23 protein-coding genes and 1 tRNA gene are annotated in these 21,744 nt (G+C 54.5%); 4 read left to right on the top strand and 20 right to left on the bottom strand.

Annotated features, from left to right (window positions below; translation table 11 throughout):
- Nucleotides 1-21: 21 nt before the first annotated feature.
- The 5 genes from panC to pcnB are packed head-to-tail and all read right to left on the bottom strand — an operon-like array spanning nucleotide 22 to nucleotide 4,107.
- Nucleotides 22-879, bottom strand: a complete 858-nt coding sequence (panC, locus tag AC4IE8_RS10680; protein ID WP_071938109.1) for a pantoate--beta-alanine ligase — start codon at nucleotides 877-879, stop codon at nucleotides 22-24.
- A complete protein-coding gene (gene panB / locus AC4IE8_RS10675; protein ID WP_068995724.1) occupies nucleotides 876-1,676 on the bottom strand; it encodes a 3-methyl-2-oxobutanoate hydroxymethyltransferase in 801 nt (266 codons plus the stop codon). The genes panC and panB overlap by 4 nt, the downstream gene beginning before the upstream one ends.
- Nucleotides 1,677-1,690: 14 nt before the next feature.
- A complete protein-coding gene (locus AC4IE8_RS10670) occupies nucleotides 1,691-2,344 on the bottom strand; it encodes a deoxynucleoside kinase (protein WP_490790979.1) in 654 nt (217 codons plus the stop codon).
- Nucleotides 2,328-2,825 (bottom strand): 2-amino-4-hydroxy-6-hydroxymethyldihydropteridine diphosphokinase, encoded by a 498-nt coding sequence (gene folK, locus AC4IE8_RS10665; RefSeq protein WP_068995722.1) that lies wholly within the window; start codon nucleotides 2,823-2,825, stop codon nucleotides 2,328-2,330. Before folK ends, AC4IE8_RS10670 begins: the two co-directional genes overlap by 17 nt.
- A complete protein-coding gene (gene pcnB / locus AC4IE8_RS10660; protein ID WP_490790978.1) occupies nucleotides 2,818-4,107 on the bottom strand; it encodes a polynucleotide adenylyltransferase PcnB in 1,290 nt (429 codons plus the stop codon). Before pcnB ends, folK begins: the two co-directional genes overlap by 8 nt.
- A 171-nt stretch (nucleotides 4,108-4,278) precedes the next feature.
- Between pcnB and AC4IE8_RS10655 the strand changes: the two genes are divergently transcribed.
- Nucleotides 4,279-4,353: transfer RNA gene (locus tag AC4IE8_RS10655), tRNA-Glu, on the top strand.
- A 54-nt stretch (nucleotides 4,354-4,407) separates the two neighbouring features.
- Here AC4IE8_RS10655 and galU read toward each other — a convergent pair.
- From galU to hrcA, 11 genes are all read right to left on the bottom strand, one after another.
- Nucleotides 4,408-5,292, bottom strand: coding sequence for a UTP--glucose-1-phosphate uridylyltransferase GalU (gene galU / locus AC4IE8_RS10650; RefSeq protein ID WP_068995766.1), 885 nt, complete (start codon nucleotides 5,290-5,292; stop codon nucleotides 4,408-4,410).
- A gap of 143 nt (nucleotides 5,293-5,435) precedes the next feature.
- A complete protein-coding gene (pyrF, locus tag AC4IE8_RS10645; protein ID WP_068995721.1) occupies nucleotides 5,436-6,146 on the bottom strand; it encodes an orotidine-5'-phosphate decarboxylase in 711 nt (236 codons plus the stop codon).
- A gap of 56 nt (nucleotides 6,147-6,202) precedes the next feature.
- Nucleotides 6,203-7,378 (bottom strand): lipopolysaccharide assembly protein LapB, encoded by a 1,176-nt coding sequence (gene lapB, locus AC4IE8_RS10640; protein WP_068995720.1) that lies wholly within the window; start codon nucleotides 7,376-7,378, stop codon nucleotides 6,203-6,205.
- 103 nt (nucleotides 7,379-7,481) lie between these two features.
- A complete protein-coding gene (locus AC4IE8_RS10635) occupies nucleotides 7,482-7,766 on the bottom strand; it encodes a lipopolysaccharide assembly protein LapA domain-containing protein (RefSeq protein ID WP_068995765.1) in 285 nt (94 codons plus the stop codon).
- 409 nt (nucleotides 7,767-8,175) lie between these two features.
- Entirely contained in the window at nucleotides 8,176-9,174 is a 999-nt protein-coding gene (locus AC4IE8_RS10630) for a flagellar hook-length control protein FliK (RefSeq protein WP_490790977.1), read from the bottom strand.
- 77 nt (nucleotides 9,175-9,251) lie between these two features.
- Entirely contained in the window at nucleotides 9,252-9,725 is a 474-nt protein-coding gene (locus tag AC4IE8_RS10625) for a hypothetical protein (protein ID WP_490790976.1), read from the bottom strand.
- Nucleotides 9,726-9,890: 165 nt separating this feature from the next.
- Nucleotides 9,891-10,694 (bottom strand): 4-hydroxy-tetrahydrodipicolinate reductase, encoded by an 804-nt coding sequence (dapB, locus tag AC4IE8_RS10620; protein ID WP_068995717.1) that lies wholly within the window; start codon nucleotides 10,692-10,694, stop codon nucleotides 9,891-9,893.
- Nucleotides 10,695-10,767: 73 nt separating this feature from the next.
- Nucleotides 10,768-11,904, bottom strand: a complete 1,137-nt coding sequence (gene dnaJ / locus AC4IE8_RS10615) for a molecular chaperone DnaJ (RefSeq protein ID WP_068995716.1) — start codon at nucleotides 11,902-11,904, stop codon at nucleotides 10,768-10,770.
- A gap of 156 nt (nucleotides 11,905-12,060) precedes the next feature.
- The gene (gene dnaK, locus AC4IE8_RS10610) at nucleotides 12,061-14,004 is read right to left on the bottom strand and encodes a molecular chaperone DnaK (RefSeq protein ID WP_068995715.1); all 1,944 of its coding nucleotides are present in this window, start codon (nucleotides 14,002-14,004) and stop codon (nucleotides 12,061-12,063) included.
- Between the two features lie 81 nt (nucleotides 14,005-14,085).
- Nucleotides 14,086-14,703, bottom strand: coding sequence for a nucleotide exchange factor GrpE (grpE, locus tag AC4IE8_RS10605; protein WP_068995714.1), 618 nt, complete (start codon nucleotides 14,701-14,703; stop codon nucleotides 14,086-14,088).
- 79 nt (nucleotides 14,704-14,782) lie between these two features.
- Nucleotides 14,783-15,841 (bottom strand): heat-inducible transcriptional repressor HrcA, encoded by a 1,059-nt coding sequence (gene hrcA, locus AC4IE8_RS10600; protein ID WP_068995713.1) that lies wholly within the window; start codon nucleotides 15,839-15,841, stop codon nucleotides 14,783-14,785.
- A gap of 202 nt (nucleotides 15,842-16,043) precedes the next feature.
- Between hrcA and AC4IE8_RS10595 the strand changes: the two genes are divergently transcribed.
- Together AC4IE8_RS10595 and recN are read left to right on the top strand one after the other, a co-directional pair.
- A complete protein-coding gene (locus AC4IE8_RS10595; protein ID WP_068995712.1) occupies nucleotides 16,044-16,937 on the top strand; it encodes an NAD(+) kinase in 894 nt (297 codons plus the stop codon).
- The gene (gene recN, locus AC4IE8_RS10590; RefSeq protein ID WP_068995711.1) at nucleotides 16,931-18,604 is read left to right on the top strand and encodes a DNA repair protein RecN; all 1,674 of its coding nucleotides are present in this window, start codon (nucleotides 16,931-16,933) and stop codon (nucleotides 18,602-18,604) included. The genes AC4IE8_RS10595 and recN overlap by 7 nt, the downstream gene beginning before the upstream one ends.
- 39 nt (nucleotides 18,605-18,643) lie before the next feature.
- Here recN and fur read toward each other — a convergent pair whose 3' ends face one another.
- Nucleotides 18,644-19,063, bottom strand: a complete 420-nt coding sequence (fur, locus tag AC4IE8_RS10585) for a ferric iron uptake transcriptional regulator (protein ID WP_068995710.1) — start codon at nucleotides 19,061-19,063, stop codon at nucleotides 18,644-18,646.
- A 76-nt stretch (nucleotides 19,064-19,139) separates the two neighbouring features.
- On the opposite strand from fur, the gene AC4IE8_RS10580 reads away from it, so the two are divergent.
- Nucleotides 19,140-19,589 carry an outer membrane protein assembly factor BamE gene (locus AC4IE8_RS10580; RefSeq protein ID WP_068995709.1) on the top strand — a complete coding sequence of 150 codons (450 nt, stop codon included), beginning with the start codon at nucleotides 19,140-19,142 and terminating at the stop codon, nucleotides 19,587-19,589.
- 10 nt (nucleotides 19,590-19,599) lie between these two features.
- On the opposite strand, the gene AC4IE8_RS10575 is transcribed toward AC4IE8_RS10580, so the two are convergent.
- The 3 genes from AC4IE8_RS10575 to AC4IE8_RS10565 are packed head-to-tail and all read right to left on the bottom strand — an operon-like array spanning nucleotide 19,600 to nucleotide 21,733.
- Complete coding sequence (locus AC4IE8_RS10575; protein ID WP_068995708.1) at nucleotides 19,600-19,890, bottom strand: RnfH family protein; 291 nt, start codon at nucleotides 19,888-19,890, stop codon at nucleotides 19,600-19,602.
- Nucleotides 19,887-20,330 (bottom strand): type II toxin-antitoxin system RatA family toxin, encoded by a 444-nt coding sequence (locus tag AC4IE8_RS10570; RefSeq protein ID WP_068995707.1) that lies wholly within the window; start codon nucleotides 20,328-20,330, stop codon nucleotides 19,887-19,889. The genes AC4IE8_RS10575 and AC4IE8_RS10570 overlap by 4 nt, the downstream gene beginning before the upstream one ends.
- Nucleotides 20,331-20,332: 2 nt before the next feature.
- Nucleotides 20,333-21,733, bottom strand: a complete 1,401-nt coding sequence (locus tag AC4IE8_RS10565) for a sodium-dependent transporter (protein ID WP_068995706.1) — start codon at nucleotides 21,731-21,733, stop codon at nucleotides 20,333-20,335.
- Nucleotides 21,734-21,744: the final 11 nt, after the last annotated feature.

Here is a 21,744-nt window from a genome sequence, read left to right as displayed (position 1 = left end):
CGAATTTGACCCAATTCGATGCTAATCAACCAACAGATTATCGATCAGTCTGGTTGTTCCCAGGTGAGCGGCGGCGAGTATCACCAGCCGTGGGTCAGCTTCAGCGGGTAGAGCCAGATCATCCGCATTACGAATCACGTAGTAATCTGGCTGGAACCCGGCAGAGCGGAGCTTCTCCTGGGCCTCGGCCTCGACACGGGCAAAATCCCGCTCCCCCCCGGCCAGGGCCTGGGCTGTCTGCTGCATTATGCGGAAAAGCTGTGGTGCTATCTGCCGCTGCTCCTCGTTGAGATAGCCATTACGGGAACTCTTTGCCAGGCCATCCTCCTCACGTACCGTTTTCAGACCGAGGATATCGACCGGAACGGAGAGATCCGCCACCATCCGCCGAATCACCATCAACTGCTGGAAATCCTTCTCTCCGAACACGGCAAGATCCGGTTGTACCATATTGAAGAGTTTGCACACCACGGTGGCGACACCCACAAAATGGCCAGGACGACTGGCGCCGCACAGCACATCGGAGATTTCCGGCACTTCGACACGGGTCTGCTGTGCCTGCCCTGCCGGGTAGACGACCTCCGGTGTCGGTGCAAACAGCAGATCGACGCCCGCCTCGAGCAACTGCTGCTTATCCGCTTCCAGGGTACGGGGATAATCCTCGAAATCCTCTCCGGCGCCAAACTGCAGGGGGTTGACGAAAATACTGACCACCACTCTCTGGGCACGCCTTTTTGCTTCAGTCACCAGGGCCAGATGCCCCGTATGAAGATTGCCCATGGTGGGTACAAAACCGATCTTCTCGCCATGTGATCGCCAGCTATGAACCATCTGGCGCAAGGGGGCGACCTGGTCGTAGGTCAGCAGTGAACCACTCATGAAAAACTGTGCTCCTTGGTGGGGAAATCACCTTGCTTGACGGCCGTGGAATAGGCCTTGATCGCCTCTTCTATGGTTCTGCCGGAGTGGAGAAAATTCTCCACGAACCTGGGTGGATGAGGATTGATTCCCAACATGTCGTAGAGCACCAACACCTGTCCATCACAATCCACTCCCGCCCCAATGCCAATCACCGGAGTGGTTAATTTCCGACTGATCCTGGTCGCCAGTTGATCCGGAACACACTCCAGAACCAGCAGATCGATTCCCGCCTCTTCGAGGGCAACCGCGTCCTCCAGGATCTGTTCTGCATCCCGCTCACCTCGACCCTGTACCCGGTAGCCACCCAGCTTATGAACCGACTGGGGCAGCAAACCCAGATGACCGCATACCGGGATGCCTTGCCCGGACAGCTGACGAATGGTCTGCAAATGAATCGCACCACCCTCCAGTTTCACCATCTGCGCGCCCCCCTCCTTCATCAACCGGCCGGCCGATTCCAGTGCCAGTTCAGGGGAGCGGTAACTCATGAAAGGCATGTCGGCGACCAGCAGGGCATGGCTTCTGGCACGGGCCACATTGCGGGTGTGGTAGATCATCTCATCGAGGGTTACCGGCAGTGTGCTCTCCTGCCCCTGAATCACCATACCCAGGGAGTCCCCCACCAGGATCACATCGACACCTGCCGACTCGATCAGCTGGGTGAAACTGGCATCATAGCTGGTCAACACGGAGATTTTCTCACCCGCCGCTTTCATTTCCACCAGGCTTCTGATTGTAATGTTCTTTCTGCTCATATGACTCGACTCATTCAGAGTGACAGGGTCGGATTGAGATAACGCCGGTCAGGGCCTTCGCTGCTGATATGCTCAATCAACAGATCAAAATCCCGCTGCCGTTCCAATGGATTGATCTCCGCCGCATTGATGATCAGTAGAGGCGATCGATCATAATAGTAAAAAAAGTCGGTATAGGCATCACAGAGTTTTTTCAGGTAGTCCGCCTCGATAGTCTTCTCCTGTGGACGGGCACGCTTTTTAATCCGCTTCATAAGTGTATCCACCGGTGCTTGTAGATAGACCACTAAATCGGGGGGAGGTGCCTGCAGGGTCAACTGTTGATAGACCTGCTCATAGAGCGCCAACTCATCCTTATCGAGGTTGATCTGGGCAAACAGACGATCCTTCTCAAGCATAAAATCGGCAATCAGCTGTTGACGAAACAGATCATCCTGGACGAGCCCGTTCCACTGTCTGCTGCGCTGAAACAGAAAAAACAGCTGGGCCGGTAGTGCCGCCTCTCTGGGATTCTCATAAAAGCGCTGTAAAAACGGATTCTCCTCCGCGCCTTCCAGCAACATCTCACTCTGGAAGTGGTTGGCCAGACGCCGCACAAGGCTGGTCTTACCCACACCGATCGGCCCCTCCACAACCAGAAACCGGGGCATCTCAGGCAAGTCGTTCAATATCACGCCTCTCTATGCCAGTGACCAATGTCTGCAGTGAGCCCAGACCGGGAATCCTCAGATCAGCAGGGGCAATTTCATTCAGCGGCAATAGTACAAAACTCCGCTTGGCGATCTCTGGGTGAGGGACCGTCAAGCGTGGCGTATCGATTGTCTGATTACCATACAGCAGCAGATCCAGATCGAGGCTACGGGGCCCCCATCGACGCTCCCGCAAACGATGGTGTTGCTGTTCAAGTTGCTGTAAGGCGTCGAGCAGGGAATCGGCTGCCAGTGACGTGGTGAGATGGGCAACCGCATTAATGAAATCGGCTTGATCCTGTGGCCCGAGCGGGCGACTCCGATAGAGGGATGAGTGGCTCACCATCCTGGTTTCAGGCAACTGCGCAAGCTCTACCAGTGCGCTCTCCACTTGCCATTTCGGATTTTGAAGATTACTGCCCAGGCCAATGTAGACAGCGACTGGCGCTGAATCATTCATCAACGGTTTGGGTCTTTTTACGGCGCCTTCTGCGACGTCTGCCCCGACCGCGCCTTGCCTGCTCGGTCATCGACACCTTCTCCTCGCCATTGGCATGCTGATAGACCGTCCACCAATCGGCCAACTCCTGATCGACCTCACCCGACTCAGCGCGTAACAACAGAAAATCGTAGGCGGCCCTGAATTTGGGATGGCTCGCCAGACGTTGTGGACGCTTGCCCTGTCGCTGGGTAAAACGTGCCTGCAGTTGCCAGATGTCACGCATCGGGTAACTGAAACGTTTTGGTATCGAAACATGCCTGGACTGCTCGCGCAATACATCAGCCGCCGCATTCTGCAGTGCCTCAAGGGGTTGCACACCCTCCGCTTCAAGCGTCTCAGCGCGCAATCTGACCGGCTCCCACAATAGAACCGCAAACAGGAAAGCCGGTGTCACTGACTTCCCCTGGCTCAGACGATCATCGGTATTCGCCATGCCCCGATTGACAAACGTGATGGGGAATTCGTGATCCTCATGGGAGAGCGCCTCTTCGGTGGCGGGAAACAGCTGTCCGAACAGCTCATAGTGGCGCAGCTTTTCAAAACTCTCCAACGCCGCCCCACCAAGAAACAGCTTCAACACCTCTTCATAGAGCCGTGCTGATGGAACATCCTCCAGCAGCGTGGCAAGCCTGGCAATTGGCGCTTCAGTGACAGGCTCAATCACAAACCCGAGTTTTGCGGCAAACCGGATCGCCCGCAGCAGGCGTACCGGATCCTCCCGGAAGCGACTCTCCACATCGCCCAGCAGCCGTATCACGCCCTGCTGCAGATCCGCCATGCCGTTGGCGAAATCGACCACCGAAAAATCATCGATATTGTAGTAGAGGGCATTGATGGTGAAATCCCGCCGCTGAGCATCCTCTTCCAGGGTGCCGTAGACGTTATCCCTGAGAATCATGCCGTTTTCCACCTGGCGACCCCCTGCTTCAGTGGCCTTGTGGTTACTGCGAAAGGTGGCTACCTCGATGATTTCACGGCCAAAATGGACATGGGCCAGGCGGAAACGCCGGCCGATCAGGCGACAGTTGTTGAAGACTTGCTTGACCTCTTCCGGCCGAGCATTGGTGGCCACATCAAAATCTTTCGGTTCACGGCCGAGCAGCAGATCACGCACACCACCACCCACCAGGTAGGCCTCATAGCCCGATTTATTCAGTCGGCTAAGCACCTTGATGGCGTTGTTACTGATGTTGGCGCGGGAAATATTGTGTTCGTTTCTCGGTATCTGTATGGCAGACACAGCATCGCCACTGTCCAGTCCAGTTGTCTGGATCTGACCATTTACCAATCTGGTAAACTTTTTTTTGAGCCAATTGGCAGCTTGTTTCAAGAGTTAAATCACCAAAGAATTTTCGCCAGGTCATTGAGCCTGGCAACCAAGTCAGTATAATACCGGCTTTCGCAAGAAGCTGCTCCCTTCGTCTAGTGGTTAGGACGCTGGCCTCTCACGCCGGTAACAGGGGTTCGAGTCCCCTAGGGAGTACCAATCCAATACGGCCGCATTAATGCGGCCGTATCTCGTTTGGGTATTCCGTTTTCTCTAGAGCTTTTCAGCCATTTCCTTGAGATAATCCTTAAAGCTGTCCCCCAGCTCCTGATGGGCCAGGCCCAATTCGACGGTAGCCTCCAGATAACCGAGCTTGCTACCACAATCGTAACGTTTACCCTTGACACGATAGGCCCTGACTTTTTCATATTTGAGCAGCTCGGCAATCGCATCGGTCAGCTGGATCTCGCCACCGGCGCCACGGCCGGTCTCCTTGATCAGGGAGAAGATTCTGGGAGTCAGAATATAGCGGCCCACCACACCCAGATTGGAGGGGGCATCTTCCGGTTTGGGTTTTTCCACGATTGAGGTAATGGTGGCCGTTTCCCCATCATCCTCCTCAACCTCAACGATACCGTATTTACCGGTCTCCTCATGAGGTACTTCTTCGACCAGTATCACACTGCACTGATAGCGCTCATAGATCTGTGCCATCTGTTCCAGTGCACCGACGCCCTCATCTCCACGAATAAGATCATCCGCCAGGATAACCGCAAACGGCTCATCGGCAACCACCGGTTCGGCACACAGTACGGCATGACCCAGCCCCAAGGCTTCAGACTGACGCAGATAGATGCAGCTGACATCCTCTGGCAGAACATTCTGCACCTTTTCAAGTAACGCGGTTTTACCCGCCTCCTTGAGCTCGCTCTCCAGTTCATAAGCCTTATCGAAATGATCCGGAATCGAGCGTTTGTTACGGCCGGTCACAAACACCAGAGAGCTGACTCCGGCTTCCTCTGCCTCCTCTGCAGCATATTGTATCAACGGTTTGTCCACAACAGGCAGCATCTCCTTGGGATTAGCTTTCGTTGCCGGAAGAAAGCGTGTTCCCATACCGGCAACCGGAAATACCGCCTTGCGAATCTTCTTAACCATCATATCTCCTTACATACAACCTATATCGCAGTAACTTGACCTGCCAGGGCCTGTTAGCACGCACTAAAGCCACAAGCCTATGGGGACAGGTTTGGACTGTCAATGAACTATTTGGCTATCGACAAAAAATGCCGAATGGGCACTCACCTCAGAGACTCCGACACCTCAGCGTTAATTGCCTGCAGTGCCTGAATCGGATCATCAGCAGCCGTGATCGGCCTGCCTACCACCAGATAACTCGACCCGGCGCCAATTGCGTCAGCAGGAGTCATCACTCTGCGCTGATCGTCCTTGGTGGCGCTACTGGGCCTGACTCCCGGAGTCACAAGCAGAAAGTCCTGGCCCAGTTGTTGGCGTATGTCACTCGCCTCTCTTGGTGAGCAGACCACCCCGTCCAGTCCCGACTCATTGGTCAGTTTTGCCAGCCTCAAGACATTCTCAGCCGGTTCACCTTGATAACCAACCTCGGCAATATCCTCAACACCCAGGCTGGTAAGAATAGTGACTGCGACCAGCAATGGGCGCTCACTGCGTTGCTCCAGGCGCTCCCTAGCCGCCACCATCATTCGCCGCCCACCGGAGGCGTGCAGATTCATCATCCATACCCCCAAATCAGCGGCAGCATCACAGGCCGCCGCGACGGTATTGGGTATGTCGTGAAATTTCAGATCCAAAAATATGTCGTACCCCCGACGGCTCAACTGCTCAACAAATTGCGGACCCAGGCGGGTGAACATCTCTTTCCCTACCTTCAATCGACAGAGTGACGGATCGAGGCGTTCAACCAGATCCAAGGCCTGTTGCTGTTGCGGAAAATCTAAAGCGACAATGACCTTAGAGTCGGTCCCATTCATATTGCTTGCTCCTTATCAGGATTGGTGTTGATGGTGAGGAATTTCAGGGCCTGTGATTAACCCTTGATGTTTCTGCCAAGACCCTGGATCGGCTTGATTGCCCCCCAGGTTTTACAACTCGGGCAGTGCCAATGGATTTTCTTGGCTGTGAAACCACAATGTTCGCATTGATAGGCCGGTTCCTTATCGAGTAGTTTTGTAACGGAACTCAAGAGTACTTCCAGGGTCTCCCTGGGGCTCTCTTCACTACGTTGCAGATTCAATCGGACCAGACGTTCCAGACCTTTCAGATCCGGCGTATCGGAGAGGTGTTTGAGTATCGCCTCAACGGCGGCCCCTTCACCCTGGCTATCGGCTATCATATCCGCCAGGATCAACATGGCTTCGGTGCAGTGGTGGCGCTGATAGAGTTGCTCCAAGTATTCATAGAGCTCCTGATGCTGGCCGAGCTTGCGATAACACTCGATGGTACGCGGCAGGGTCTCTGACAGATAGGCAGGATCACTCCCTTCGACCTGGCGTAACAGTCGTATCACTGAACGGCAATCACCCCGGGTATATTCGATTTCAGCCTGCAGGATCAATACCCGGACATTACTGCGCTTCATCTGCTGGGCGCGCTTCAGAAAACTCTCTGCGGCCGCCGTGTTCTGCTGACGCAACTGCTGTTCCGCCAGTTCACAATAGAAGTGGGCAATTGAGTTGTGCAGCGCTGGATAGTGGGAGACCGTAATCCGGTCCGCCACCTCCAGACAGCGTTTCCAATCCTTCTCCTGCTGGTAGATTTCCAGCAGATAGATGTTGGCCTGTTCGTTATGCAGCTTTAGCTCTGTCAATTCGATAAACAGATTTTCCGCTCGATCGAACAGCCCGGCCCGCATATAGTCCTGCCCCAGTTCGAGCAGTGCCTGAGCCCGCTGCTCCCGACTCAGACTCGGTCGGGCAATCAGATTCTGGTGAATGCGAATCGCCCGCTCCACCTCGCCACGCCGCCTGAACAGATTGCCCAGCGCCAAATGGGTCTCCACCGTATCGCTGTCCACATCCAACAGCTTGATGAACAGATCGATTGCCTTATCGGGCTGTTCGTTCAACAGGTAGTTGAGACCCTTGAAATAGACCGGAGAGATCTCTTGCGGCTGTTTCTGGCTCTTTACCGCCACACCCCGCCTTGCCGCGAACCAACCGGAGGCCGCCGCGACAGGAAGCAACAACAGCAGTGCCTCATACATCGGCACGACCCTCGCTGAAGGGTGACGCAAGACCGGCGGTCAGCAACAGCTGGCGTTTCGGCTTGCCTGGGATTGAACAGATCTGCATAACGTTGAACACAAGTTACTCTTTCAATGGCAGTGCACGGAGATTGTTCACCTCTTTGCTTACCATGTCGCTACGCCTTTTCAGCGTCTGGATCTCTCTTTTCAGTCCGACGATACGTCCCATGCCGGAAAACAGACCCAACAGAACACCGACGCCAAGCACCAGAGTCAATACCAGGGAGAGTGGTAGATCCCGGCGGCCGAAGTAGTAGTTCACGGGCACCGAATCAGAGTTGAGTACCGCAAATACAGCACCGAACATCATCACCAAGATCAAAAAAAGGAGTTTTATGAATCGCATCAGCCATTCCACATGTCTATCGCACACTGCATTTTCGCTTACTGGGCAGGATATTTCATCCAAATGGTTTAAATATTTGACAACAGTTTATATTTTTACTGTCCGTATAGGGACTCAAAAAATAATCCCATTCCCATTGAGCTACAAAAATTCACTGTTTAAGGATAAAGAATCTGTTGCTTGCCAGTAAGTTAGGGCCTGATAAAGCCTAAGGTACGGCTTGCACCCTATTTGCTCAGTTCACAGAGTGCGGCAGATTTTGAAATGGACAAGGTGAGGCTTAACAACCGCTCGGCAGAAGTGTGCATGGGTCTTAGGCTGAGACCCATGCTGTGTTGGCATCGATTGAAGGCTAATCCCGGCCCTGCAACAGGGCCGATTGGATGAGTATAAACAGGCCTAGCCGATGTCAGGCATAGGTATCCAACAATCCATCTCCCGAACGGATCCGAACGCTCCCAGAGTCTGCCGACCAGCCTTGTGATGAATCCGCCTCGGATGAACCACCACGGCCCTGACTTTCAGCAGCACCTTCACGACCAGGCTCACCAGCCTGTTGATGCCCCACATCCACATTCGCCAGATTCAGATTGATTTCTCCAAACATCTCCCGCAGGCGGGGAATGGATGATTCCAGAGCTTCACGGGTTGGCGCCTGAGCAGCAATAAAAGTGACATTGGTTTGATCGTTCTGCAGCGATATCTTGATCTCCAAAGGCCCCAGATTTGGAGGTGTCAATTTAATCTCAGCCTGCTGGATATTCTGATTCACCATCCACTGGATCCGCTCACCGACCGCCTGATCCCAGCCTGGTTGTCCGACCGGGGTATTCAGAGGCAATACGATCGAGGCGCGATTACCGAGCGCCGACGTGGCTGACTGGTTGAGCGCATTGAGCGAGAACTGGTTGCCCGAATCCGCTGGTCGCGACACCTCGGATAGGGCTCTGTCACCCCCCATATCCGTGTTGATCAGAGACATCATTTCAACCGGCCTATCGGTGGTCACCAGACTGGTCAGTTTCGGCAGGGCTACTTCCGTCTGAACCTTTTGCGGCAGAGTCAAAGTGAGTGCCGGCGTCAACTCCCCACTCTTCGCTGCCAACGGCTGCTGCGACAACTCACTGAGCTGCGGCAAAGTCTGGCCGTTCAACTGGGGGGTCAGCGGCAACAGCTTGCCGTCCTGCGTCAGCATCGGATTCGACATCGGCTGAGCTTCAGTATCCATCGGAATCTGCAGGCTGAACAGCTGTAAAGCCTCTTCACTATGCTCTGAGGCGAGCAGCTCCTGTAGCGCCAGATCAAACGGAATACCGGTAGACAAGCTCTCTGCAGAGAGACTGATCAGCCCTAAGTCAGCTTCACCGGTTTTTGTTGAAGTTGTGTTGCCCCCTGTCATTTGGGGCATAAAAGGTATCTGAGCCATGGCATTACCTGTCAGTGTGGTCTCCTGTCGACAGATAACTAGCAGGTTCCGGGCCAAACTCAATGCATAAAGTCCTGGGGTGTTGCCCGGCGCCAATCCGCTTCGGACACCAGCCAATCGTCATCCTGCTGCAGAAAGGTCAATTCAAGACGCAGCAGATCCCCGCGCCACTGGCTTAGCGATCTCTCACGATCCTGAGGCGATCCCGCCAAACCGGCATAGATAAGCACCTGGGCATAACCATCCTCGCGCACCTCGATGTTGTCTATGGTGGTGAGAATATGGATCGATTTATGGCGTAAAAAATAGCCGGCCAGCATAGCTCTCAACTGGCGTAGATCGAAGCCGTAATTGTCGCGGTAATCCGCATCCACAAATTCCAGGGTTGCCGACAGATCGCGGGCCTGAATAGTGGATTCAGCTTCACGGATGGTGCCGCGCAGTTGCTCTTCGGCAGACAGAGGATCATCGCTGCATCCCAAGATTCCATGGGCCAGCAGCAGGATGAAAAAGAGTGAGAAGGCTCTCTGCATTTCAATCACCCCAGGTAGACTGGGTACGGAATCACCGCACCGGAACACCATTATGTATCAGATACCAACCAGGCCAATCGCATTAACACTTATGGTCTGATTGGGAATCATGCAAATACAATGCACGAAATCCGCTGCGTTAATTCAAACGACCGTAGCAGGAAGCTAACGCAGACTCAGTACATCCTGCATATCGAACAAACCAGTCGATTTACTGCCGATCCATTTCGAGGCCCGTACAGCACCTCTGGCGAAATTCATCCGGCTTGAGGCTTTGTGGGCGATCTCCACACGCTCTCCCTCCATGGCAAACCAGACGCTGTGTTCACCAACCACATCCCCCGCACGAATCGTCTCGAAACCGATGGTTTTGCTATCCCTTGGTCCGGTATTGCCTTCCCGGCCATAGACTGCACAGCTCTTCAGATCCCGGCCCAGGGTTTCTGCAACCACTTCACCCATGCGCAGTGCTGTACCGGACGGGGCATCGACTTTATGCCGGTGGTGGGCTTCGATGATCTCAATGTCAGCCTCATCTCCCATCACTTTGGCCGCCACTTCCAGCAGTTTGAAACAGAGATTGACCCCAACACTCATATTCGGTGCGAAGACGATGCCAATCTTTTCACCGGCCTTTGCCAAAGCGGCTTTGTCACCATCCGAGAGACCGGTGGTACCGATTACCATCTGTTTACCGGCCTCGATACAGATCTGCAGATGTTTCAGGGTGGCGGCCGGCGTGGTGAAATCGATCACCACATCGAAGTCATCCACCACCTGGGCAAGATCATCCACCAGGGCCAGATCAAAGCTGCCGAGTCCGGCCAGCTCACCGGCATCCCGGCCAACCAGGCCCGATTCAGCCCTTTCGGTAGCCGCCCCCAGGGTCAGACCATCTGTTTCATGCACAGCCTGGACCAGTGTTTTTCCCATCCGGCCGGCAGCGCCAACCACTGCAATTCTTGTCATCTGTTTCCCCTAAGGAGCTTGATTGTCACGCTAGTGGGCACACCAGGGCCCAATGTGATTGAGCAAAAACGTCTTAGAAACCCATATTCTCAAAGAACTTCTTCACCCCATCCACCCAGCTGGTGGAGTGTGGACTGTGTTTCGCCCCGCCGCGTTTCATGGTTTCATCAAAGCGCTGTAGCAGCTCTTCCTGCTCATTGGTCAGTTTCACCGGTGTTTCCACCAGCACCCGACACATCAGGTCACCAACCGGACCACCACGTACCGGCTTGACCCCTTTACCGCGCATGCGGAACAGACGCCCGGTCTGGGTACCGGCAGGTATTTTCAGCATCACTTTGCCGTCCAGTGTCGGTACTTCCAACTCGCCACCCAGGGCGGCAATCACAAAACTGATCGGCACCTCGCAGAACAGGTGGTTGTCTTCGCGACTGAAGATGGAGTGAGGTTTGACGGCGACCTGCACATAGAGATCCCCTGGAGGTCCACCGCTCTCGCCCGCCTCGCCTTCTCCGGCCAGGCGAATCCGATCCCCGGAATCAACACCCGGCGGTACCTTCACAGAGAGGGTTTTATGCTCTTGAATCCGACCTTGACCCTGACACTTGGGACAGGGATCGTCGATTACGCTGCCTTTGCCGTGACAGCGTGGGCAGGTCTGTTGAACCGAGAAGAATCCCTGCTGCATTCTGACCTGGCCATGACCGGCGCAAGTTTCACAGGTCTTGGGGCTGGAGCCTTTCTTAGCACCGCTGCCGCCACAGGTGTCGCACTTCACCAGGGTAGGCACACGAATCTTGACGGTGGTTCCGGCAACCGCATCTTCCAGGGAGAGCTGCAGGTTGTAGCGCAGATCGGCGCCACGGTGAACTCGGGAACCGCCACCGCCACGGGCACCACCGAAGATATCGCCGAACACATCACCAAAGATATCGGAAAAGTTGGCATCACCACCACCGAATCCACCGCCCATGGTCTGATCGACGCCCGCATGACCAAACTGGTCATAGGCCGCTCGCTTCTGTGCATCGGACAGGATCTCATAGGCCTCTTTGGCCTCTTTGAAGCTCTTCTCGGCAGTGGCTGCCGCATCACCGGTATTGCGATCCGGATGATGTTTCATAGCCAACCGGCGATAGGCCTTTTTGATTTCGGCCTCACTGGCGTTCTTGTTAACGCCCAATACTTCGTAATAATCTTTTTTCGCCATGGCTGGTTCTATCTGCAAACTATCTGTGTTCTGTTATTAGAGATCACTTCAAACTGTTGTTTTACCGCAATCCCACCCTTTTTTTACGCTTCGGTATAACGCCAAAAACCGTACACCGGACGAGCCGATGTACGGTTCAATGGCAACAAAGACAGACTAATTCTTGTTGTCTTTGACCTCTTCGAACTCGGCATCGACCACATCGTCATCCGCCGCTCCAGCCGCGCCTTCCGGCTCCGCTTCCGCACCAGGTGCTGAGCCTTCTCCGGCCTCAGCACCCTTCTGAGCGTAGAGGCGTTCTGCCATTTTACCTGAGGCCTCGGCCAAAGCCTTGGTTTTCTCTTCGATGACCTCTTTGTCATCGCCGCTCAGCACCGCCTCAAGATCCTTGATGGCACTTTCAATGGCCTCTTTTTCACCGGCTTCCAGCTTATCCTCACCCAGCTCTTCCATCGACTTCTTGGTGGCGTGGATCATGGAATCGGCCTGATTGCGCGCCGCGACCAGTTCATGGAACTTGCGATCCTCATCGGCATGGGCTTCCGCATCGTTGACCATCCGATCGATCTCATCGTCACTCAGACCGGAAGAGGCCTTGATCACGATCGACTGCTCCTTGCCGGTGGCCTTGTCTTTGGCGGAGACATTCAGGATACCGTTGGCATCGATGTCGAAGCTGACCTCGATCTGAGGTACGCCGCGAGGTGCCGGCGGGATGTCGCTGAGGTCGAAACGACCCAGGGATTTGTTGGCCCCGGCCTGTTCACGCTCACCCTGCAGTACATGTACTGTCACCGCCGTCTGACTGTCATCCGCGGTGGAGAAGACCTGCGAAGCCGTCGTCGGGATCGTGGTGTTCTTCTCGATCAGCTTGGTCATCACCCCGCCGAGGGTCTCGATACCCAGGGAGAGTGGCGTGACATCCAGCAACAGAACATCTTTAACCTCACCACCCAGGACACCGCCCTGAATTGCCGCACCGATCGCCACGGCCTCATCGGGATTGACATCCTTACGGGGCTCTTTACCGAAGAACGCTTTAACCGCTTCCTGTACTTTGGGCATACGGCTCTGACCACCCACCAGGATGATCTCATCGATCTTGGAGGCATCCACACCCGCATCCTTCAGCGCCACTTTACAGGGCTCGATGGTGCGACTGACCAGGTCGTCGACCAGGGATTCCAGCTTGGAGCGGGTCAGTTTCAGATTCAGATGTTTCGGACCACTGGCATCTGCGGTGATATAGGGCAGATTGATGTCGGTCTGCTGACTGGATGAGAGCTCGATTTTCGCCTTCTCGGCCCCCTCTTTCAGACGTTGCAGCGCCAACGGATCATTACGCAGGTCGAAACCCTGATCCTTTTTGAACTCATCCACCAGGTGGTCGATGATGCGCAGATCAAAGTCTTCACCACCGAGGAAGGTGTCGCCGTTGGTTGAGAGCACTTCAAACTGGTGCTCGCCATCGATCTCGGCGATTTCGATGATCGAGATATCGAAGGTACCACCACCCAGGTCGTATACCGCCAGAGTCTGATCACCGCGCTTTTTGTCCATACCGTAGGCCAAAGCGGCTGCGGTCGGTTCATTGATGATCCGCTTTACCTCGAGACCGGCGATGCGTCCGGCATCCTTGGTGGCCTGACGCTGGGAGTCGTTGAAGTAAGCCGGAACCGTGATCACAGCCTCGCTGACCGTCTCACCCAGATAGTCTTCCGCCGTCTTTTTCATCTTCTGCAGGATCTTCGCTGAGATCTCCGGCGGCGCCATCTTTTTGCCATTCACTTCAACCCAGGCATCACCATTGTCCGCCTGGACGATTTTGTATGGCACCATGTCGGCATCCCGCTGAACCACTTTGTCTTTGAACATGCGGCCGATCAGACGTTTGATGGCGAACAGGGTGTTCTGAGGGTTGGTGACGGCCTGGCGTTTGGCCGACTGGCCAACCAGAATCTCACCGTCGTTGCTATAGGCGACAATCGATGGGGTCGTACGATCGCCCTCACTGTTTTCAATGACCTTGGTAGCACTCCCTTCCATGACCGCAACACAGGAATTGGTGGTTCCCAGATCGATACCGATGATCTTGCCCATGATGTTTAACTCTCCGAAAACTTTATAAATAAGTGATATTTCTTGATGACTGTCCCTAATGTGGGGTCATCTGTGTGGGTTTCAAGCCTGCTCGTCGATCGAGGCGCCTGATGAGGCCTTGGAGACCATCACCATCGCCGGTCTCAGCAGCCGTCCATTGAGCAGATAGCCCTTTTGTACAACCGCCACGACGGTGTTGGGTTCCACATCATCACGCTCCTGCATCGACATCGCCTGATGGAACTCAGGATTGAAGGCCTCACCCTCAGGATCCACCTGTTCGATCCCGTGGCGATTCATCACATCCATCAGCAGTTTCAGGGTCAGCTCGGTCCCTTCACGGATCTTGTCGATATCCGCACTATCGTCCAGGGAGGCCTGATAGCCAAGCTCCAGGCTGTCCCACACCTGCAGCATATCTTGTGAGATCTTCTCCAAGGCGAATTTATGGGCATTTTCCAGATCCCGCTGGCCGCGTTTGCGCAGATTGTCCATTTCAGCCCGCATCCGCATTACCTGATCCCAGTGCTCATCCGCCTTTGAGCGGGCATCTTCGAGCAACTTGGTCAGCTCCTGATGATCCTGATCAGATGCAGCCGCCTCCTCAATCACCTCATTCTCGGCAACTGGCTCTTCCACCTGAGCCTGTGGTTCTTCCACATTCTCTGCCGAATCTTGTGGTTGATCCTTATCTATCACTTGGTTTGACCTCAACTAAATTTGAACGACAAATACAATGCCCCGTTTTTCGGGGCAATCTTATGTCAGATTGGGACGATTAATTTTTTTTCAAGGCTGCACTGAGAATTTTTGCGGTGATGTCGACCACCGGTATGACCCGCTCATAGTTCATACGGGTTGGGCCGATCACGCCCAACATACCGACCATCTCTTCATTCACCTGATAGGGGGCGGTGACGATGGAGCAGCCGTTGAGCAGCTGATAGCCGGACTCCTCACCGATGAAGATCTGTACCCCGTCGGCGTTCTGAAACTGATCCAGCAGATGCAGAATCTCACGTTTCTCAGTAAAGGCATCGAATAGCTTGCGCAGCTGGTCCAGCCCGGAAAGTTCAGCAAATTCCATTAAATTGGTCTGTCCTGCGATCATGCAGTCCTCTTCCGACTCACTGGCATTGACCACCTCGCCCGCCATGCTGAGGGCCTGGGTCATCATCTGATCGAAGTGATCCCGGGCATCATTCAGCTCCTGCAGCAGACGCTGGCGCACCAGATCCATATCGCGCCCGGCAAAGGAGTTGGTGAGGAAATTGGCCGCCTGTTCCAGCTCGATCCGCTCGAAATCCCGGTGGGTATGCAGAATCCGGTTGTGCACCTCGCCTGCATCGGTCACCAGAATGCCCAGAACCCGATGCTCGGAGAGGGGCAGAAACTCGATCTGACGGAAGGTGGTCTTCTCCCGCCTCGGCAGGGTCACCACGCCCGCCATGTGGGTCACCCCGGAGAGTAGACGGGAGGCCGATGCGAGTAGTACTTTGCTCTCCTCGCCCCCCATGATCAGTTCAGAGCGGATCTTCTCCACTTCCGCCTTTTTCAGATCCTGCACGGTCAGCAGGGAATCGATGAACATCCGGTAACCGGTGATGGTGGGCACCCGGCCGGCCGAGGTATGAGGGGAAGAGACCAGTCCCAGGTCCTCCAGGTCGGCCAGCACATTCCGCACCGTGGCCGGACTGAGATCCAAACCGGTGTCTTTCGCCAGGGTACGGGAACCCACAGGCTGTCCTTCTTTGATATAGCGTTCAATCAGCGCTTTCAGGAAATGCTGCGCGCGCTCACTGACCGCGGTTTCATTGACCGATTTGTTCTCTGACAAGGGAGTCTCCGGGGTGATGATTAGCACTCATTCCAGTCGAGTGCCAATGTATCAAAAGCTAGCAATTCAGATTCACCTAGTCAAGCATTCCGCTTCCCAGCCACTCCCGACTTGGATTGCCCATGGCACCATGCTAACGTTGAGGAATGGCGCTTTTTCAAGCATTAGATCTTAGACCTTAGCCACGAGCCTAGCACCAGGTATGCATAAGCGGTTTCAGCAAATCGGACTGATTGGAAAACATGGTGACCCGATAGTCAAACAGACTCTCCTGCGACTCTACGACTACCTGATTGAACATCAGCACGAGGTAGTCATTGAGGAGGAGACCTGCCGGATGCTCAATAACAAACCGGTCTCCAGCGTCCCTGAGATCGACCTGCCCAAACACAGTGACCTGGTAATCGTGGTTGGCGGCGACGGCACCCTGTTGCATGCGGCACGGGTACTCTCCCAGCAGAATATTCCCTTATTGGGTATAAATCTCGGTCGATTGGGTTTTCTGGTGGATATCTCACCAGAAGAGATGACCCAGCAGCTAACGGAGATCCTCAACGGAAAATATGAACAGGAGTGCCGCTTTCTGCTCGAGGTCAGCATGGGGGATGAATCATCGGAAAACCAGAACATCCTGGCATTCAATGATGTGGTGCTGCACAAATGGAATATCGCCCGAATGATTGAGTTCGAAACCTATGTGGACGAGCAGCTGGTCAACGACCAACGATCCGACGGATTGATCGTCTCCACACCCACCGGTTCGACCGCTTATGCACTCTCTGGCGGTGGCCCGCTGCTCCACCCCTCGTTGAATGCCATCGCGCTGGTACCGATCTGCCCCCATACCCTGAGTAATCGCCCGATTGTGGTGGATGGCGACAGTTTGATCGAGATCCGGCTCCACCCCGATCATACTGAGGATGTTCAGATCACCTGTGATGGACAGGCCACCATTCCCGCCATGCCGGGAGAGGTAATCCGGATTCGCAAGGCAGAACCTCAGGTCCGACTGATCCACCCCACCGGATACGACTACTACAGCATACTCAGGGCCAAGCTCGGGTGGGCGGAAAACCCTAAAAAGAACCGATGCTAGTCCAACTGCAGATCCATAATCTTGCCGTAGTCTCCGGTATGGCACTGGAACTGCTCGGAGGTTTGACGGCTTTGACCGGTGAAACCGGTGCGGGCAAATCAATCCTCATCGACGCGCTTGGGTTGGCACTGGGTGAACGGGCCGACAACGGCCTGATTCGTTCCGGTGCAGACCGGGCAGAGGTTACAGCACAGTTCGATATCAGCAAGACCCCCGAGGCCGGCCACTGGCTACGCCAACAGGATCTGGACGAGGGGGATGAATGCATCCTGCGGCGCAGCCTCAACCGGGAGGGTCGCTCCCGCTGCTACATCAATGGTCGCAGCGTCCCCATGCAACAACTCCAGGACCTGGGGGATCTGTTGGTGGAGATACACGGGCAACACGCACACCAGTCCCTGCTCAAGGCCAATCACCAGAGGCGGCTACTGGATGCCTATGCCGGCCATACACAACTCAGCCATCAACTTGCACAGCAGTATAAAAGCTACCAGAAGGACCTGAAGCGCCTGCAACTCCTCACAGCCGAAACAGAAGAGCGGGCATCACGGCTGGACCTGCTCCGTTATCAGGCTGAGGAGCTTGCCGCACTTGATGTTTCAGTAGAAGAGCTCGCCTCAATCGAGAAGGAGCATTCACGTCTCAGCCACCTGGAGCAGATCAGAACCAGCTGCAACGAGATTCTCTCCGGATTGGATGGGGAGCAGCACTCCCTGCGCAGCCAGCTCTCCCGTTCACTTGAGCTGGTCAGCGAGATGGAACATCTGGACAGCAGCCTGAAGGATCCCAGAGAGATGATCGACAGTGCGCTGATCCAAGTCGATGAAGCGCTGGCCTTTCTGCGCAACTACCTGACCGACATTGCACTCGATCCCAGTGGCCTGCAGCAGCTGGAAGAGCGTCTTGGCCTATTGCATGACGCCTCCAGGAAATATCGGGTAAAACCCCGGCAGTTGCCTGAAAAACTGCAACAAATCCAGTCAGAAATCGACACACTTGAAGGGGCGGATGAGACCCTGTCGGAACTTACCAACCAGGTTGAGGCGAGGCGTACCGCCTATTTGAAACTGGGCGAACAACTCTCCAAAAAGCGCCGTACTTCAGCCAAACAGTTGGGACGGGTAATCACTGAAGCAATGCAGACCCTGGGCATGCCTGGTGGCAAGTTCAATGTTCTACTCACACCCCTTGATGCAGAAGATGCCGGTGCAAATGGCCTGGAGCAGGTCGATTTTCAGGTCTCGGCCAACCCTGGCCTGCCCCTCGATCTGCTCAGCAGAGTGGCTTCTGGCGGTGAACTTTCCCGCATCAGTCTGGCCATCCAGGTGGCAACCATCGAGTGCGGCACCACACCGACTCTGGTTTTCGATGAGGTTGATGTGGGGATCGGCGGCGGTGTTGCCGAAATTGTCGGTCAGATGCTGCGTAAGCTCTCCTCAAGCCGACAGATTTTGTGTGTTACCCACCTGCCCCAGGTTGCGGCCCAGGCAATGCACCATTTCCAAGTCCAGAAGACCACTCAACAGAAGAGCACCAGCACCGATATCGCCAGGCTGGATGATGAACAGCGGATTCAGGAGATTGCCCGTATGCTGGGCGGCATTAAAATCACCGAACAGACGCTCGCCCATGCAGAGGAGATGGTGACATTGGCTGCTGATGCTTAGGGCTGTTTGGGTGAGTTAGGGTCTGTAGACACGATAGCGTCAGTTCACAGTGCACTTCGGATTGCCGCAGTGACCATAGATAATCAGTGAGTGATCCACAATCTCAAAACCATGTTCTTTGGCGATCTCCTTTTGCCGGTTTTCGATCGTGCTGTCGACAAACTCCTCCACCTTGCCACAAACCACGCAGACAAGATGATCATGGTGGTTGCCACGTTCAAGCTCGAATACCGCATGTCCACCCTCGAAATTGTGCCGTGTCACCAGACCTGCAGACTCAAACTGGGTGAGCACACGATAGACGGTTGCCAGGCCAATCTCTTCGCCCTTTTCCAGCAGCATCTTATAGACATCTTCAGCACTGACATGACGCTGGGCACTACTCTCCAATAACTCAAGTATCTTCACCCTGGGCAGGGTAACTTTGAGTCCGGCTTTTCGAATATCCTGGTTATCCATCCAGATATATCTCCAACGAGTGTTTCTTGGATTTGGAATGCGCTATTATGATGGCAGCTAATGAATTGTACTTGTAATGAAAAAGAAACTCATCCTCATTTTGTTAATCATTCCCCTTCTCAATGCCTGTTCCTCATGGGAAGAGCTCTCATTGGTCCATTCACCTGATATTGAGCAGGGTAATATCATCACTCCGGAAATGGTTGCTCTGCTGCAGCCCGGTATGACCCAGAGACAGGTCCGTTTTGCCCTGGGCTCGCCGATGTTGATCGATGTCTTTCACGGTACCCGCTGGGACTATCTGCTATCGATCAAACGTCGCAACCAAGCTGTTGAAATTAAGCGATTTCGTGTCTTTTTTGAGAATGATCTTCTGAGCCACTACCAGGGAGATATCAAAGCGGCAGAAAATGTGGAAACCAAACAGGAGAAACGCGAACTGGTAGCCAGCGTACCCGACTACGATGGAGATTTCGGTATTCTGGAAAGGCTTTGGTACTCATTGGGCCTGGGAGAGCCGGAGTAACTCCAAGCACTCAACCGCCCTTTTTCATCGGCTTGCCTTCTGCGGCACGCTTTTTTCTGGCCTCTTTGGGATCGGCAATCAGCGGCCGGTAGATCTCCACCCGGTCGCCCTCATTGAGCATGGCGTCCAATTTGGCCGCTTTGCCAAAGATGCCCGTTTTATTGACTTTCAGATCAATCTCCGGAAAACGCTGCAGAATGTCAGACTGCTCGATGGCCTGCTCTACCGTGAGCGGCTCCCTGGACTCCACGATCAACAGAACCTGCCCATCCAACGTCCCATAAGCTACTTCAAATTTCATCCACTGGCCTTCCTGTATACTACATCCGCCCGTTTACAAAATGCATCGACCAGGGTATTCGCGATCTGACTGAACACCCGCCCGAACGCCGCATCGATCAAGCGACCGGCAAACTCAAACTCAAGCACCAACTCAACTTTACAAGCATCCTCCTTCAATGGGATGAAATGCCAGCTGCCTTGTAACTTCTGAAACGGTCCATCCCGCAGCTGGATATCCATTCTCTCGTCTGTTACCAACTTGTTGCAGGTGGAAAACCGCTGCCTGATCCCAACCCGTGACACTTCCAGTTCACCGCAGATCTCTTCAGGCGTACGGGAGATCAGGCGACTGTCACTGCACCAGGGCAGAAACTCGGGGTAGGCTTCAAATGCACAAACCAATTGAAACATCTCATGCGCTGAATGCGCTACCAGCGCGCTCTTTTTGACAACCGGCACAGTTAAAATAATCCAATTGCGTGTAAGAAAACCACCACGACAGCTAACGGCGAAACATAGCGAATCAGGGTCCACCAAAGATTATATCGAACCCCACTTATGGCGAACTCATCCTGGCTTGAGGCTTTTTTCATCAGCCAGCCACTGAAGATCGCAATCAACAAACCACCAAGCGGCAACATGATATTGGCCGTCAGGTAGTCGAGCAGATCAAAAAAGGTCATATCGAACAGTTTGACATCGGACCAGATGTTGAACGAAAAGACCGTACCCAGACCGATGACCCAGGTAGTCAGCCCGATCCAGATCGACGCCCGCACCCGGGTCATCTCGCGGTTTTCCACCAACCAGGCCACCGCCGGCTCGATCAGCGAGATCGCGGAACTCCAGGCGGCAAAGACCAGCAAGACAAAGAACAGCGTACCGAACAGATGTCCCCCCGGCATAGCGCCAAAGGCGATCGGCAGGGTTTGAAAGATCAATCCGGGACCAGCCCCAGGCTCAAGCCCGTTGGCAAATACAATCGGGAATATCGCCATGCCTGCCAGCAGAGCGACCAACGTATCGAGCAGTGCAATCAGCACCGCCGATCCTGCGATCGAAGACTTTTTCGGCATATAGGAGCCGTAGACCATGATCGCCCCCATCCCCAGACTCAGGGTGAAAAAAGCATGCCCCATCGCAACCAGTAACGGCCCGCCACTGATATCACACTGCTCAACCCCGTCGACCACCTGACAGGTGTATATCAACTTACTGAAATCCGGTGAAAAAAGAAATTCAAGCCCCTGCACGAAAAAGCCTGTGTTCATGGCATAGCCAACCAACAGCAGTAACAGCAGGAACAGGGCCGGCATCAGATAGGTCACGGCCTTTTCCAGGCCTGATTTCACCCCTTTGGCAACCACAAACATACTCATCAGCATGAACAGGGTATGCCAGGCCAGCAGACGTTCCGGACTGCCCACCAGGCCATTGAACATGCTCTCCACCCCGGCCGCATCGAGCCCGCTGAACAGACCGGCTCCGGCACGAGCCACATAGGCCAGAGCCCAACCGGCAATCACACTGTAATAGGAGAGGATGAAGAAACCGGCCAACACACCGCTCCAGCCGATCAGAGACCAGGCTTTGTTGGCCCCCTCCTCGCGACTCAGTTCAGCCATGGTGTTGATCGGGCTCTGCCGGCCCCGGCGGCCAAGCATGATCTCAGCCATCATGATCGGCACACCGACCAGGGCAATGCACACAAGATAGACGATAACAAAGGCGCCACCACCATTTTCGCCGGTGATGTAGGGAAACTTCCAGACATTACCCAATCCGACCGCAGACCCGGTAGCTGCCAGGATGAACACCAGCCGCGACGACCACTGGCCATGTATGGATTGTCTTTCAGCCATTACTTTTGATC

The sequence above is a fragment of the Candidatus Thiodiazotropha sp. AKAK2 genome (assembly GCF_058244685.1).
The sequence above is the reverse complement of the archived record's forward strand: the minus strand, read 5'-3'. Positions and strand labels throughout refer to the sequence as shown.